Here is a 15,746-nt window from a genome sequence, read left to right as displayed (position 1 = left end):
CACCCTAGCGCGAGCGGTCCGCGCAACGAATGAGTCGCGACAGCCGAGCGCTAGACGGTTCGGGTCAGGGCTTCGTTTTCAGGTTGTCCTCGAGAAAACGGGCGACGCGGGTGAAGAGCTCCACTTTGGTCTCGCGGCGGTCCAGGCTGTGGCCCTCGTTGGCGGCCACCATGTATTCGACAGGAATCCGCCGCGTGCGCAACGCGCGAACGATGGCGTCGGACTCCGAGCGGGGTACACGCGGATCGTTTTGACCGGCGTAGACGAAGAGCGGTGAGACGATTTTGTCGACATCGCGCATCGGGCTGAACTGCTCGAGCAGCGTGGAGTCCTTTTCGAGATCGCCGAATTCGTCGACGAAGGCGGTGCGGATCTCCGTGGAGGTCGTGCGCAGAAAGGCCTTCAAGTCCGCGACCCCGAAGAGGTCGACCCCCAGGCGCCAAAGGGTCGGCTGCCGCGTCAGGGCCATCAGGGTCGTGTAGCCACCGTAGCTTCCGCCCCAAACGACCACGCGCTCGCCATCGCACCAAGGCTGCGCCTTGGCCCACGCGTTCACGGTCTCCAGGTCCTTCAGCCAATCGGCGCGCTTTTCGCGGTTGTCGCCCATCTCGTAGGCGCGCCCGAAGCCCGTGGACCCGCGCACGTTGGGCTCGATCACGGCGTATCCCAACGCCACCAGAAACCGATTCACGGGACTCCAGCGCACGGGGTAGCTTGCCGCGGGTCCGCCGTGGAAGATCGCGACCGTCGGGAGCTTCCGCTTTTCCGCGTTGGCACGCTCGGCGGGAAGGTACACGTTGACGGGGATCTTCAGCCCATCGAACGCCGCGATGGACGTGATGCTGGCCTGCACCGGGGGCATGCGATCGAGCCCCGCGTGTTTCTCGTCACGCAGGGGGTGCACGCTGCCGGCGGCCACGTCCACCTCGAAGACATTGGGCGGCTGGCTGGGAAGCGAGATCATGATGCTGAACCGGCGCCCGTCCTCGCGAAAGCTTCCGAGCTCCACCTGGCCAAGGGGCACCTTCACCGCGCGAAGCAGCTTGAGCGACTTGGCGTCGAGGATGCGCACTTCACCGTGGTCGCCCGCGTCGACGCGCACGGCGAGTGTATCGCCTTTGGGTGAAACGGCGGCCTGCATCATCGCGCCTTTCGGCGAGGCATTCGTATAACGCGCCAGCTCCTTGCCGCTGGCCGCGTCGAGCGCGAGAAGCAGCGACGACTCGCTCCCCTCGTCGGTGGCCATCAGAATGCGTTTGCCATCGGCGGAGTACATGGCCGAAAAGACATTGCCCTTCCTTCCCTCGGGCGGATAAACGCGGCGCGCCTTGCCGGCCGCAAGATCGATTTCGCTCAACACGCTATCGCTGAGCGACAAGTACTCGATGAAGAGCGCGCGCGATGCATCCGGCGCGGCGTCCGTCGCATAGCCAGGCCTCGGGTGGGTGTAGAGGACTTTGGGCTCCCCGCCGTCGATGGATTGGGAGAACACGTTCGTCGTCAGCTCGCTCACCTTTTTCGCGCCATAGATCATGATCTGCGGTTTACGGCGCGGCAGGAGTACGTCCTGGCGATGAAGCGATTCGCCGGGCGTCAAGTTGGTGAGGCCCGTGCCGTCGACGTTGACGCGCCAGATGGCGAAATTTTCATCGGCGCCGGTATCGCGCAAGAACAGGACGGACTTGCCATCCCGCGTGAACACCGCGGAGAGGGCGCGCTCCGGCCCCCCGCTCAGCGCCTTGGGCGGATCGGCGGGGCGAGCAACGTCGGCCGCGTAAATCTGGGGCGAGCCATCGCGAAGCGAGCCAAAGATGATTCGCTTTCCATCGGGCGAATAGGTGGCCACCAACGACGAAAACAGGCCGCCCCAATTCGGGTATGCATCGATGATCGAGGACGCCAGGGGGACACGCGCGGCATCGCGACGTTTCTGCTCCTCGGAGAGAACCGTGGGCTCCGACGATGCGGAGGGCGCGGGGGGAGCGGCCACCGCAGGTGGCGGCGGCCGCTCGGGTGCGGCCACCGCAGGTGGGGGCGGCGCCGCGGATTCACCACCACCGCACGCCGTCAGAAGAGTCGCAATGGGAACGATGGCTCTGGCCGCAACTCGGGAAATCGAATGCATGGTGCCCCTAGCATACCTCCGCCAGGGCGGGGGTGCGTTGCGCTCCCTCGTCGCGATGAAATCTCGGAATACGGATTTTTTGTTCATAAAAGAGACGGTGAGCACTCACTCTCATCCAAACGGATGCGTTTCGGATGAGTGGGCTTTGCAGCGGCACCGCCTCGCGCGGTGGACTGCTGCAGCGGCGAGGTCATTTCGCCCACGGTGATCCTCACCGCTGCCCATTGCGTCGATTCCGCGAGCCTGGGTGCCGATACGGTCTACACGGTCGTGACTGGCCCCAACGCCGATGACGCCGATGAGGCTTCCCGGCTCGAAGTCCTCGAGGTCCACGCGCACCCGCAATGGGATCCGGAGAACATCGAAGCCGGCTACGACATCGGCGTTGCGATTCTCGCGTAACCGACGGACATTGCGCCACTTCCGTTCCTTCGCGACGAGTTCGTTTCCGACGCGGATGACGTTCGCCTGATAGGATATGGCTGGAACAATGGCCGTACCTTCTCCGGTGGAGGCGTCAAGCGCGAGGTCACCGTGCCCGTTCGCGGCGACTCCCCGAAGACGTTCAACAACTCGGCATCGACCGAGAGGGTGATGCGGTTGTAAAAGCTGCCTGCCCCATAGGTCTCGACTACCGCCTTGTAGTCGGATGGCAAGTTCACGCGCAATGCGATCTCGACTTCGTTCCGGTTATCGTGACGGTGCGTCACATCGGAGGGAGGCGGCACGAGTCGAACGAGATCGGCCAAAAGCGGATGCGTAGACATGGCATTCATCGCTATTCGTCCGTTTCTTCCCGCTCTTCTTCTTCTTCCTCTTCTTCCTCTTCTTCCTCGGCCTCGTTCGGGTCCGGCCACTCGGAGAGCACCTCGCACCCCATGGCCTTTGCGGCACCGAGCACGGCGAGGCGAGCGCGCTCGTTGTCGGCGGGAGGGAACGCAATGCGGATCTGATGGCCATACAGCGTTTCGTACGTGAGGTTCCACCCCGTCTCGGTCGTCACGAAGGTGTCCTGGCGGTCGCCGTCATCAGCCTCATAACTGTTCCGAGGCGCCGTGGGTGCCAGCGCTTCCTGTAGGATGCGCAGTCGCTCGAGATAAGGCCGTGAACCTTCACTCAATTTGACGTCGACGTATTTCAAGTGGCGGTAAGGATCGAACCACGGGGGGAGATGGATGGCATCGTTGGGCAGGAGTTCCGAGACGATCCGCCCACTGCACCACCCTTCGACGAAGTTGGCCACGCCGGGCTCGTATTCCTCGTATTCGCTGTCCTCGCAGGACCAGATCACGATCGGCCATGCCTCGGGAGATCCCTTGGTCAGCCAGCAGAGCTCACGTGCATCGCCGGTGCCTCCCCAAGCGAGTAAGCCACCCGGCTCCGGAAAAAGCGGGTAAGGAAAGTCCTCTGGAGACGAATCTCGCAGCTCTCCGAAATACTTCGACATATCGCTTTTGAGGCGCATGGGATTGTTTTTGCCAAACGGCGTGTACAACCCGATGTTGTCGAAGAATTCGCCCCGCCCGTAGGTCTCGACCATCGCTCGGTAGTCGGCGGGCAGCTTCACTCCGAGGGATGCTTCGACCTCGGCCCAGTCACCGTGAGCATTTGCTACCTGAGACGGCGGGCGCACGAGCCGAACGAGCTCCGCCAAGAGGGGATGTGTAGACATTGTATTCGAACCACCCAACTGAGTCGAAAAGACTCCGCAAAAGACTATCTACTAGGCGTAGCATCCCGCCATCCAGGCCCGCAATGCACCGATGCCGCCAATTTTCGCGAGAGATGGGGCATTTCTCAGAGCAACCCCATTTCCCTCGAATCAATCGAATATCCAGATTAGCGCGTCTTATTCGAATGAATTCCGCAACAACGGGCGACGCTCACTTGGAATGCACTCGCACCCCATCGTCTTCGCAGCGCCGAATATGGCGAGGCGGGGCGCGTTCGTTGTCGGTGGGAGCTCCAGCGCTTCTCAGAGCAATCCCGTTTCACCCACGCGACTCGAGTACTGAATTTAGCTCAACTACTATGACCACCCTATTCGGCCGCTCCAGCCTCTACTTAGTTGTAATACCCGGCATGGGTTCGCCGGCATGCGAGGAAATTTAGGAAATCGCGCCAGTTTTATCTTGACACATTCGTCTCGAAGGTCCGCGCCCGAACCGCCACCAGGGGGAGAATTGACATCCAGGACCGCCCCATCGCCGCACGGCGCGATCATTCGAGCTCGAACGAGTCACGAGCCGTCCGCACGTATGCCCGTGTGATATGCGGCCAATACGGGGGTCGAAAATGACGATGGTAAAATGGTCTCATGAAGCTCACCGCTCTATCCAACGAAGAGCTGCTGGAAGGCCTCCATACCCTCGTCCGTCAAGGGAAGGTTCTTCTTGCGCGTTTGCTCAGCTATCTCGCGGAAGTCGAGGAGCGACGTCTCGATTTGCAGTCGGCCTGCTCGTCACTCTTCGATTTCTGCGTCCGTAGGCTCGGAATGAGCGATGACGAGGCCTGCCGGCGCGTCGCAGCATCACGCATTGCTCGACGATTTCCGTTGGCGCTGAATATGCTCGAACGTGGAGATCTCCACCTGACGGCCCTGTTGCTACTACGCGATTACCTGACGCAGGATAATCACGAGGAGCTGTTGCGCGCAGCCGCCGGCAAGACGAAGGGCCAAGTCCAGGAACTTCTTGCCACATATTTCCCCCGGCCGGACGTGCCGTCGTTGATGGGTCGTCTGCCGGATGCCGCTGCCCAGCCGGCGACCGGAACGTCCGGGCGTGCGGCAAAAACAACTCGCGTCGAACCGCTATCGCCAGAGCGCTACAAAGTGCAATTCACGGCGTCCTCCGAGCTCAAAGCGAAGCTCGAGTATGCTCTGGACCTCATGCGACACGCAAACCCTGACGGCGATCTGTCGATCGTCGTGGAACGTGCGCTCGATCTGCTCGTCGTCGAGCTCGAAAAGCGTCGGCTCGGAAAGACGAGCCGCCCCGCCACGAAAGCGCCTCGCAACGAGACTCGCTCTGGGTACGTAACGAGGGCCACTCGGCGCGAGGTGTTCGAACGCGACGGTGGACAGTGTACGTTCGTCGACGAGAGTGGCCGGCGTTGTGAATGCCGGTCCTTCCTCGAGCTCGATCACATCGCAGCGCGCGCGCGCGGCGGCACCGACGAGGCGACCAACCTGCAAGTTCGCTGTCGATCTCATAATCGTTTGGCGGCGGAACGCGATTTCGGTCGCGCGTACATTGACGAGAAAAGGTCCGGGAGACGCCCCTCCCATCTCAAAACGCAATGCGCGCCAAATCTTCCCATTCACCCGCGCCAGCGCGGGTACGAATCCGCGACAGCTCTCCGTGCACTAACATATTTGGGATTCAAAGAATCGCAAGCACGCCATGCGCTGAACGTCGTTGAGGAACGCATGGCCGGTTCCGCGCCATGCCTTGAAAGCGTCGTCCATGCAACGCTCTCGCTCTTGACGTAGAAGCGCTCACGAAATCGCAAGCTTGCTTAGCCTCTGGAGACGATCGCGGTGTTGATGGAAGCGACAACGGTCCGCGTCCACTGTGGATCCACCGACGAAATTGCATTGGTCTCAGCGCCGGCCGTACCGATGCGAACCCAATATTTTGGCCTGGTTCGGACGTAAACATAGAGCGGCAAGATGCCGAGCAGGGAGATCCACGCCCATATCATTCCTACCTCTCCGCTTTCGGCTTGATTGCAACGAGATGCTCCCATCACGACCATAGCGAGGCCGATCCATAACGCAATCGTCGGGCGCGGCTGGACTAACTCTCGCACGCTCGTGATGTTCGACATGGCGTACGTCGTGTCTTGACCAATGATCAGTCGAACGTTCGTGACTGTAACAAGCCGGTCTTGAAACAGTGTCTGTTCATTTGATGAAGTCTGGGGCGACCCATACGGCGCGATTGCCTTCGCGTTCGGTCGACCACAACGTGGACATGCTGGAGCCGTATCGGAAACTTGTGCGGAGCAGTCTGGGCACAGCATGAGTGGCATTTACTCAATGGTACATAAACATTGACTGTCCGTTACGACGCCGCGCGGATGAGATACACCATTTTGTGCATCATGAATCAAAGAGATGGCAACGCCTCCTCGCAGTTGGAGCTGCTCCGTGCCGTGCGGATTTGTCGATGCGCGTCCCACTGGAATCGCCGAATCTCGAGCTCTGGCAACGGTCAAATCCCCTGCCCTATCGCCACCAAATCCGTCGCCTCGAGCACCCGTTTGGGGGCGCCGCGTTTTGCGACGTCGAGCATCGCGCGGCCGAGTTGCTCGGTGTCGGTCACCGATTTGGAGAACAGTGCGCGCAATACGGGATAGAACGGCGTCATGATCGCATAGACCACCCGATACAGCGTGGTCCGTGATTGAATGCCGTGTTTCGGTTGGATGAAGCCGGGGCGAAGCATGTAGGAATCTTTGAACGGCAGCTCCAGAAGAGCGTTTTCGGTCTGGCCCTTGACCCGTGCCCACATGGTGCGGCCATGCTCGGTGGAGTCCGTGCCTGCGCCGGACACGAAGAGGAACCTCAGACTCGGGCTGCGCTCCAGCAAAATGCGCGCGACCGACAAGGTGAGATCGTACGTCACGTGGCGGTATTGCTCTTCGGACATGCCTGTCGACGCGACGCCGAGGCAGAAGAGGCATGCGTCGTAGCCGGACAGATCGCCGGCGATGTCGGAAAGGTCGAACAGATTGCCGTGGGCGATCTCGCGCAGTTTCTCGTGCTGCTGTCCAGTGACCGCGCGGCCGATGGTGAGGACGCGCTCCACGGCCGGATCGAGCAAGCACTCGCGCAGGACGCCTTGGCCGATCATGCCCGTTGCTCCGAAAAGGATGACCTTCATGTCGATGGGAGCAGGTGTGACACATTTGACAAACTTTGTCCAAGTGGTAGCACCTGCTGCGAATGACTCAGCGCAAGCGCAGCATAGGGCGTCGCATCGTGCAGGCGGTCGGCCTGCTGTTCCTGCTTGCGGTGGCGCTGACCGTCATTTCGGGCTGGACGGCCTTCGGGCATCGCGCCGAGGGGGCGCGGCGTGCGCGCATGGAGCGCTCACCCCATTGGAAAAATGGGCACTTCGTCAACCCGGAGCCGCTCGACAACGACGCCTGGCTCACCCTCCGAAACATGGCCCACGCGAGCCCCTACCGCAGCCCGACGCAGGCGATTCCAACGCTTCCCGTCCCCGTCGAGCGACTCGGGACGCCGCCGCCCTCCGGCCTGCGCCTCACATGGCTCGGGCATTCCTCGATGCTCGTCGAAATCGACGGCCACCGTATCCTCACCGATCCTGCGTGGAGCCCGCGGGCCTCACCGGTCACCTTCGCCGGCCCCGAGCGATGGTTCCCGCCGCTTCTCACGACGCCGATGGTCAAGGAGAAGCTCCCCGCCATCGATGCCGTGGTCATCTCGCACGACCATTACGATCACCTCGATTACGGCACCATCTCCGCGATGAAGGATTGGAATACCACGTTCGTCGTGCCGCTCGGTGTGGGGGCGCACCTCGCGTATTGGGGTGTCCCCGAAGACCGCATCGTGGAACTCGATTGGTGGGAGAGCACACACATTCGCGATCTCACCATCGTATGCACGCCCGCGCGGCATGCTTCCGGGCGCACCCTCATCGACAACGACACGAAGCTCTGGGCGGGATACGCCTTCGTCGGGAACGAACACCGCGCGTATTTCTCGGGCGATACCGGCCTCTTTCCCGTGATGAACGAGATTGGCACGCGGCTCGGCCCCTTCGACGTGGCCATGATCGAAATCGGTGAATACGACGCCGCTTGGCCCGATTGGCACTTGGGCCCGGAACAGGCCGTCGATGCACACCGCATGGTCCGCGGGCGGCTCATGGTGCCCATGCATTGGGGCCTGTTCAACCTCGCCTACCATGGCTGGACGGAGCCCATCGAACGCGCGCTCGCCGCCGCGGATCGCGCGGGCGTGGGCATCGTCACCCCCAAGCCGGGTCAGAGCTTCGAGCCCGTGGAGCCGCCCGCCCGCGACCGCTGGTGGCCCGACGTGCCCTGGCGCACCGCCCAGGAGGCGCCCGTGGTGGCCACCCAGATGAAGAAGCCCGCGAGTCCATAGACCACGAGAACGAACGCGCCGATGAAAGGAAGGTAGCTCGCAGGACCGGATGGCAGCGGGAAGCCGAGCGGCCAGCCGTACACGACGACATGCCCGACGTTCGCCACGAGGAACAAGGCAACGAGCGTGGCGAAGTCCTGCGCGAGCCGGCCCGTCCCACGAAGGAACGCCCGATGCGCCGCGATGGCGGCGACGGCGCCCAAACCGGTCACCGCGAACGCGCGGGGCACGTAGTTCTCGCGAAGGTTGATCGCACCGAAGTCGAACGCGCCGAGCACAATCGCGTGCGCAATCCACAGCGCGAGGACGCTCCCAGCGATCCAAACGAGCGTCGTGCGCACGTTCACCTGGCGGCGCAGGCGGCCTGAGAGAAGGAGCAGCGCGAGCACCCCGACGGCCACGCCACGAAAGGTCTGCGCCCGGCCTTCCCGCGCGTACAGCCGCGACCATGTTCCCGCGGGATCGCCGAGCCATCGCACCAGCGCGGTGCGGTTGGCCTCGCGAAAGCGCTCGATGGCGGCGCGCCGGTCCTGCGCATAGGCGCGGTCGGGCTCGCGGAAATCCGCGATATGCCAAATCTCGTCGAGGTGGTCCTCCCCCGCCCGCATATGGCGCGGGAATCGCAAACCGGTGAGCAAGGCGAGCGCCGGTGCCATGTTGCGGCCGTCGAACGGAACGCGATCGGTGCGCCTCGCCACGTTCACGCCGGCGAAACACGCCAGGACCTCGCGCACCTCCGGTTGCGGCCCTCCGTGACCGCCCTTCGCCGTATGGCCGTGGTCGGCGGTGAACACGACGAGATCGCGCGCCAAATCGACCTTGCCGAGGAGCTCCATCGTCTCACGATCGGCCCGCGCGACCGCCGCCGCGTAGTCGGACGAGGCTGCGCCATGATGGTGCCCCGCCTCGTCGACATAGAGAGGATGGAACAAATCGAGCTCGCGGAGCTCCCCTCCCTCGAAGACGTTCGCATCGTGCGTCTCGTGCACGTCGAAACGATCGAAGCCATCGGGAAAGAGCTCGCGAAACCATGGCAGGTGGCTGCTCCCCGCAACGGTGCGGCCGGAGGCGCGGGCGATCTGCCAAATGGATTCGGCGGCCAACGGCGCCGTAAGATCGTTGTTTCGAGCCCCGCTCCGGGCGACCTCGAGCCCCGTCGACAGAAGCGCGTAGACGGGCCGCGACACGGTCCATGGCCCCTGATCGGAAACGCGGCACTGACCGGCGCCCTCGAGCAGCCGGGTCGCCTTCATGGTCTCGGCCGCATCACGGCGCAGGCCATCGACGACGATCACGACCGTGTGCCGAGGCGTCACCGAGAGAGGCACGCGCACCTCGTCGTCCACCGCGACGAGGAAGTACCCCGCATGGTTCGGAAGGCGCCCGATGTACGAATTGCCGAGCGCGGCCCCGACGACCACCGCGACGAGAAACAAGGCGACCCGCAGCATCGCCCGTCAAGCCTAGGGCCGTTACGCGCTCGCGGCGACCGCAGGCGCGTTCGGGGCGCCCGCGCCGGCCTTGTGGGCGGCGGCGACACGCGAAACCGCGGGCCGTTCGTCGTCCTGCAGCGGTGCCAAGAGCGTCTCCACGTCGTCGGCGGTGAGCCCCGCGCTCTGCTGCTCGTCGTCGCCCAAGAGCATCGACGACACGCGGCGTTTCTTGTGCTGCATCATCATGACGCGCTCTTCCACGCTGCCCGCGACGGCGAGGTTGTACACGAACACCGGGCGCTGCTGGCCAATCCGGTATGCGCGGTCGGTCGCCTGCAATTGCACCGCGGGGTTCCACCACGGATCGTAGTGAATCACCGTGTCGGCGCTCACCAAGTTCAACCCCGTGCCGCCGGCCTTCAGGCTGATCAAGAACACGTCGGCCAGCCCTTGCTCGAAGGCATCGACCTTGGCCTGCCGATCCTGCGTCGCCCCCGTCAGGATCAAATGCTCGATCTCGCGCTCTTCCAGCCCCTTGGCCAGCAGCGAAAGCATGCTCGTGAATTGCGAGAACACCAGCACGCGGTGCCCGCCCTCGAGCAGCCCCTCGAGCAACTCGAAGAACGAATCGTACTTGGCCGACGTCCGCACCGAGCGCGCGGCGTTCATCTGCACCAGCCGCGGATCGCAGCACACCTGCCGCAGCCGCAAGAGCGCCCCGAAGATCGGCACCGCCGATGCTGCGAGCCCCTTTTGCTTGATGACCTTGCGCACGTCGGCGTGGGCGGCCACGCGGATTTGTTCGTACAGCTCACGCTGATTGCCGGAAAGATGAATGAGCCTCATCATTTCCGTCTTCTGCGGCAGCTCGCGCGCCGCCTCGCGCTTCATGCGCCGCAAGATGTACGGGGCCACCAGCTCGCGCAGCGACTCGAGGCGGTCCTCGTCTTTGAGCTGCTCGATAGGCTGGCGGTAGCGCGTGCGGAACGAAGCCTCGTTGCCCAGCAGCTCGGGATTCAAAAAGGCGAACAGCGCCCAGAGCTCGCCCAGGTGGTTCTCCACCGGCGTGCCGGTCAGGCAGAGCTTGTGCTCGGCGTTGACCTTCTTGATGGCCTTGTGCGCCAGGCTGGTCACGTTCTTGATGGCCTGCGCCTCGTCCAGCACCACCATGTGGAACTGCAGCTGCTCGAAGCGCTCCTCGTCGCGCACCAGCACGGGGTACGTGGTCACCACCACGTCGCTCGCCGGGATCTCGTCCCACAGCGCATGCCGCTGGGGCCCGCGGAACAAGGTTACCCGCAGGTGCGGAGCGAACTTCTTGATCTCGTTGTTCCAATTGCCCACCAGGCTCGTGGGCGCCACGATCAGGATCGGGTTCGTGATGCGCCCGTCTTCCTTCTCCTTGCAGATGTGCGAAATCGTCTGCAGCGTCTTGCCCAGGCCCATGTCGTCGGCCAGCACGCCGCCCACGCCATTGGCGCGCAGGTGCTGCAAGAACGCGAGCCCTTCTTCCTGGTACGAGCGCAAGGTCGCCTTCAACTGCGCCGGCTTTTCCACCTTCTTGGGGCGCGCGGCCAAGGCAAAGGCGCGGTCGGCCACGTGCTCGGGATCGCGCCAGCTGATGCGCGTGCCCTCGGTGCGGAATTGCTCGTCGAGCGGCACCAGGGCGGTCGCACGCGCCCGCGGAAAGGTAAAGCCCCCGTGCAGGCTGTCCTGCCATAGCTCGATGACCACGTGGAGCAGCGCACGAAGCCGCTCGCGCGAGACCGTCACGTGGTGCGTCTCGCTCACCTGCATCGCCACCAGCGACGGAAAGGTCTTCTCCAGCGCCGGAAGCCCGCCCTCCTCGCCGTTGGCCCGTTCGATGAGCTCGATCACCATCGGCAAGAGGTCGACCCGCTTGCCATCGACCTCGACCCCGAGTTCGAGGCTGAACCAATCGGGCAGCTCCTCGCCGGCGGCGTTGATCGACAGAAACCACGGCGCGTGCGTGTCGACGACCTGGAACGGGTAATTCTCGTCCACCGTGACGCGAAAACCGAGCGCACGCAGCTTGGGCAGCGCCTGCGCGGTGAAGGCGCAATACGCGTTGGCGTCGCCTTCCAAGCGAACGATGAAGTCGGCCTTGCAGTCGAGCGGCGGTGCAATGTCGTCGACGCACGCGAGGTCGACCGCGCCCAGGCGCTCGATCGCGTGCCGGCAGCGCGTTTCCGCCGCGAGATCCCGGGCCGCCCCCGTGTCGTAATGGAAGGTCAAGGTGATCAGCGGCATGGTGACCTCCTCGTACGAGGTGCCGAGACCTTCGGTTCGGGTCACCATCACCGTTTCCGCGTGCAGGCGGACCGCAGGAACGAAATTCACGCCTCCTTTTGATCAGATTTGGCGAAAGAAGGCGAGAAGCTTGTTTAAGCGCTTCGTACTGGACGCCCGAACCTCGTCATGCGGTGGATGGAGCTCACGACCGCCACAATAGGTTGGGCGTTGGGCCTGCATGCCATTGCCAAAGGTTTTGCTGGACACTAGGAAAACTCGGGCCCAATGGCTCTACCCCTCTCCGTCCTGGACCTGGTCCCGCTCGGTCGCGGCATGACCAGCCGCGAAACCTTGGAAGCCTCCGTCGAGCTCGCGCGCACCGCCGAACGAGCCGGCTACACGCGGCTTTGGTACGCCGAGCACCACAACATGCCGGGCATCGCCACGACGACGCCCGAGATCCTCATCGCCCACGTGGCCCTCAGCACCTCGCGCATCCGGCTGGGTGCGGGCGGCGTGATGCTGCCGAACCACGCGCCGCTCAAGGTCGCCGAGTCGTACCGGCTGCTCGAGGCGCTGCACCCGGGACGCATCGATCTGGGCCTCGGGCGCGCGCCCGGCACGGACACGCTCACGGCGCTGGCCCTGCGCCGTTCGCGGCAGGCGCTCGCGGCCGACGACTTCATCGAGCAGCTCGAGGAGCTGCGCGGCTTCGGCGACGATGCCATGCCGCCGGACCATCCGTTCGCGCCCATCCGGGCGATGCCGGACGACGTGAAGCTGCCGCCCATTTGGCTTTTGGGCTCCAGTTCGTACAGCGCCAAGCTCGCCGCGGCGCTCGGCCTCGGGTTCGCGTTCGCTGGGCATTTCAGCCCCGATCCGCCCGAGGAAGCGATGCACATCTACCGCCAGCGCTTTCAACCGGGCCCGCTGGCGAAGCCGCACGCCATCCTGGCGCTCTCGGTCTTTTGTGCCGATTCCGTGCAGGAAGCGCGGCGTATGGCGTCCTCGGTGCTCGTCTCGTTCGCGCAGCTCCGGGCCGGCAAGCCAGGCCGCCTGGTGAGCCCCGACGAGGCCCTGGCCCACGAGTTTTCGCCCCTGGAGGAGGCGGCGGTGGCCCATTTCCGGCGCATGCAAATCGTGGGAACGCCGGCCGACGTGCGTGAACGCATCGAGGCGGCGGCCTCGAGCACGGAGGCCGACGAGATCATGCTGGCCACCCACGCCTACGATGCCGCTGCGCGGCGTAAGTCGTACGAGCTGGTCGCCGGCGCGTTCTCGTCGTAAAGCGGTACCATGCGTAGTTTCCGCGTCGTTCCCCTCGTTTCCGTGTTGCTTGCAGCCTGCGGCGGATCGCCGCCCCCGCCGTCGGAGGCGCCGCCGCCCAAAACCGAGCCCGCACCAACACCGGCGACGGCCGCGGCGCCCGCCAAGACGCGCCCCGCGTATCCACCCACCGTGAAAAAGCCGGAGACCGTCGAAGCGGGGGGCACCTCGTTCCAAGACGACTACGCATGGCTGCGCGATTCCGCGGATCCGGCGGTCACCAAGTGGGTCGATGCGCAGAACGATTTCACCACGGCCAACCTGCACGGCTACCCGCACCTCGATGCGCTGCGGGCGCGTTTCACGAGCCTGACGAAGCGCTCCAAGCCAACGTTGACCGACATCCAGGGCACCACCAACGGGTACTTCGCCATGCGCCGCGCGCCCACGGCGCCGCAGCCGGCCATCGTGCACGTCGCCTCGCTGGAGAAGCCGGACGCACCGCGCACGGTCATCGACCCTGCGGTGCTCGATCCGAGCGGGCAGACGTCCATCGACTGGTTCACCGTCTCGCGCGACGGAAAGCGCATCGCGGTGGCGCTCTCGAAGAACGGCAGCGAAGACGCGAGCCTCTCCATTTTCGAGACCGCTACGGGCAAGCTCGTCGACGGCCCGATTCCGCGGGTGCAGTACCCGACGGCGGGCGGATCGGCGGCCTTCTCGGGCGATGGCAAAACGATCTTCCTCACGCGCTTTCCTGCACCGGGCGAGCGGCCCGCGGGCGAGCTCCATCGCTACCAGCAGCTGTATCGGCACGTCATCGGCGCGCCGATCGAGCGTGACGAGAAGGTGCCGCTCACCGGCCTGACCGACATCGCCGAGCTGGATCTGGAGCGCGCCAGCGAAAATGGCACCATCGTGTGCCGGGTGAGTATCGGCGACGGCGGCGACCACCGCTGGTTCGTGGGGACGCCCTCGGCCAAAGGCTACACATGGAGCCTTCTGGCCGACGTGGCGGACGCGGTGGCGGACGTCGAGACATCGCGCGATGCGCTGTTCATCGTGTCGCGCAAAAGCGATCCGCACGGGGCCGTCCTTCGCGTGCCTGCACGCACGCCGCGCCTCGAAGGGGCCAAGGTCGTGGTGCCGGCATCGGACCGGGACCTCACGAAGATCTCCGTGACCGGCGACGCCCTCGTCGTGTTCGACATTGCACGGGCCTCGATCCACGGGCGGGTGTTCGACCTCGGCGGCAAGCTGCGCGGCGATGCGCGCTTCCCCGAGCGCGCGAACGTCTTCCCCGCCGCCGAGGCCAATGGCGCGCTGTACCTCAACGTCGTTTCGTACACGGCCCCTCTCTCCGTCCAGCGCCTCGACGCCAAGAGCCTCGAGCTGAAGAAGACGCCCATTTTCTTCGAGTCGCCGGTGAACTTCGACGATCTGGAGGTCGTCGACGAGGTGGCCACCTCGCGCGACGGCACGCGCATCCCCATCACCGTCCTGCAGGTGCGCGGCACCAAGAAATCGCCGGACACGCCGCTGCGCCTCTCGGCCTACGGAGGCTTCGCCCTCGGGCAGCTGCCCAAGTTCGACCCGCGCAACCGCGTGTGGTTCGACCAGGGTGGCATCATCGCCGTCGCCCACATTCGTGGCGGAAACGAACATGGTGAGGCCTGGCATGCCGGTGGGAAGCTCGACAAGAAGCAGAACTGCTTCGACGACTTCATCGCCAGCGCCGACCAGCTGGTGAACGCCGGCTACACCTCGCGTCGCAAGCTCGCCATCGCTGGCGGCTCCAACGGCGGATTGCTCATGGGCGCCGTGCTGGCGCAGCGGCCCGACATCGCCCGCACCGCGCTGATCTTCGTCCCCATTTTGGATATGGCGCGCTACGAGTCCTGGCCGAATGGCCACTTCAACGTCACCGAGTACGGCTCCATGAGCGATCCGGCGATGGCGCCGAAGCTCCTCGCCTATTCGCCGTACCAAAACGCGAAGCCGGCCGCGTACCCCTCGGTGCTGCTCCTTTCCGGGGTGACCGATGGCCGTGTAAACCCGGCCGATGCGCGCACGTTCGCCGCGAAGCTGCAGGCCATCTCGACTTCCGATTCGCCTATCCTGCTGCGCACGTGGATGGACTCCGGCCACGGCATGGGCACCAACGTCTTCAAGCGCGCCGAGGAAGACGCGCAAGTGTTCGCCTTCCTCTTCCGCGAGCTGGGCGTCGAGTACCGCCAGCCGTGACCCGTTTGGGGGGGCTCACGGTACTGTATGGTCCGTGAGCATCGTTCGCGAGATCGCGTCGCCCGGCAGTCGTTCGGGGGCGGGCCCGTCCGACGCGGCGCTGGCGGTGGCGGCGCGTGCGGGCGAAGGCTGGGCGCAGGAGGCGCTCTTTCGGCGTTATGCGCTCCAATCGATTGGCCTTTCGATTGATGGGGCGCGATCGGGACGTCGACGATCTCGTGCAGGACACCTTCGTTGGCGCGATACAATCCATCGGTCGCCTCGAGAACCCCAATGCCGTTGG

Annotated in this window: 9 protein-coding genes; 5 read left to right on the top strand and 4 right to left on the bottom strand. The window is 64.6% G+C overall.

Translation table 11 applies throughout. The features are described from left to right. Window positions 1-64: 64 nt before the first annotated feature. Window positions 65-2,125 carry a prolyl oligopeptidase family serine peptidase gene (locus LVJ94_07090; protein WXB06996.1) on the bottom strand — a complete coding sequence of 687 codons (2,061 nt, stop codon included), beginning with the start codon at window positions 2,123-2,125 and terminating at the stop codon, window positions 65-67. Window positions 2,126-2,263: 138 nt separating this feature from the next. Here LVJ94_07090 and LVJ94_07085 point away from each other — a divergent pair, with 138 nt between their 5' ends. Then, on the top strand, window positions 2,264-2,527 hold the full coding sequence (locus tag LVJ94_07085; GenBank protein WXB06995.1) for a trypsin-like serine protease: 264 nt from the start codon (window positions 2,264-2,266) through the stop codon (window positions 2,525-2,527). A gap of 376 nt (window positions 2,528-2,903) precedes the next feature. Here LVJ94_07085 and LVJ94_07080 read toward each other — a convergent pair whose 3' ends face one another. Continuing rightward, entirely contained in the window at window positions 2,904-3,797 is an 894-nt protein-coding gene (locus tag LVJ94_07080; GenBank protein WXB06994.1) for an SMI1/KNR4 family protein, read from the bottom strand. 645 nt (window positions 3,798-4,442) lie between these two features. Here LVJ94_07080 and LVJ94_07075 point away from each other — a divergent pair. Continuing rightward, entirely contained in the window at window positions 4,443-5,618 is a 1,176-nt protein-coding gene (locus LVJ94_07075; GenBank protein WXB06993.1) for an HNH endonuclease, read from the top strand. 724 nt (window positions 5,619-6,342) lie between these two features. On the opposite strand, the gene LVJ94_07070 is transcribed toward LVJ94_07075, so the two are convergent. Then, the gene (locus tag LVJ94_07070; protein ID WXB06992.1) at window positions 6,343-7,014 is read right to left on the bottom strand and encodes an epimerase; all 672 of its coding nucleotides are present in this window, start codon (window positions 7,012-7,014) and stop codon (window positions 6,343-6,345) included. A 62-nt stretch (window positions 7,015-7,076) separates the two neighbouring features. On the opposite strand from LVJ94_07070, the gene LVJ94_07065 reads away from it, so the two are divergent. Beyond that, complete coding sequence (locus LVJ94_07065; protein WXB06991.1) at window positions 7,077-8,267, top strand: MBL fold metallo-hydrolase; 1,191 nt, start codon at window positions 7,077-7,079, stop codon at window positions 8,265-8,267. 1,472 nt (window positions 8,268-9,739) lie between these two features. Here the strand turns inward: LVJ94_07065 and LVJ94_07060 are convergent. Next, window positions 9,740-12,061 carry a DEAD/DEAH box helicase gene (locus LVJ94_07060; GenBank protein WXB06990.1) on the bottom strand — a complete coding sequence of 774 codons (2,322 nt, stop codon included), beginning with the start codon at window positions 12,059-12,061 and terminating at the stop codon, window positions 9,740-9,742. A gap of 177 nt (window positions 12,062-12,238) precedes the next feature. Between LVJ94_07060 and LVJ94_07055 the strand changes: the two genes are divergently transcribed. Both LVJ94_07055 and LVJ94_07050 read left to right on the top strand, forming a co-directional pair. Continuing rightward, on the top strand, window positions 12,239-13,240 hold the full coding sequence (locus LVJ94_07055; GenBank protein ID WXB06989.1) for an LLM class flavin-dependent oxidoreductase: 1,002 nt from the start codon (window positions 12,239-12,241) through the stop codon (window positions 13,238-13,240). Window positions 13,241-13,249: 9 nt separating this feature from the next. Continuing rightward, window positions 13,250-15,463 (top strand): prolyl oligopeptidase family serine peptidase, encoded by a 2,214-nt coding sequence (locus LVJ94_07050; protein ID WXB06988.1) that lies wholly within the window; start codon window positions 13,250-13,252, stop codon window positions 15,461-15,463. Window positions 15,464-15,746 lie beyond the last annotated feature (283 nt).

The organism is Sorangiineae bacterium MSr11367, assembly GCA_037157805.1.
Taxonomy (GTDB): domain Bacteria; phylum Myxococcota_A; class Polyangia; order Polyangiales; family Polyangiaceae; genus Pendulispora; species Pendulispora rubella.
The sequence above is the reverse complement of the archived record's forward strand: the minus strand, read 5'-3'. Positions and strand labels throughout refer to the sequence as shown.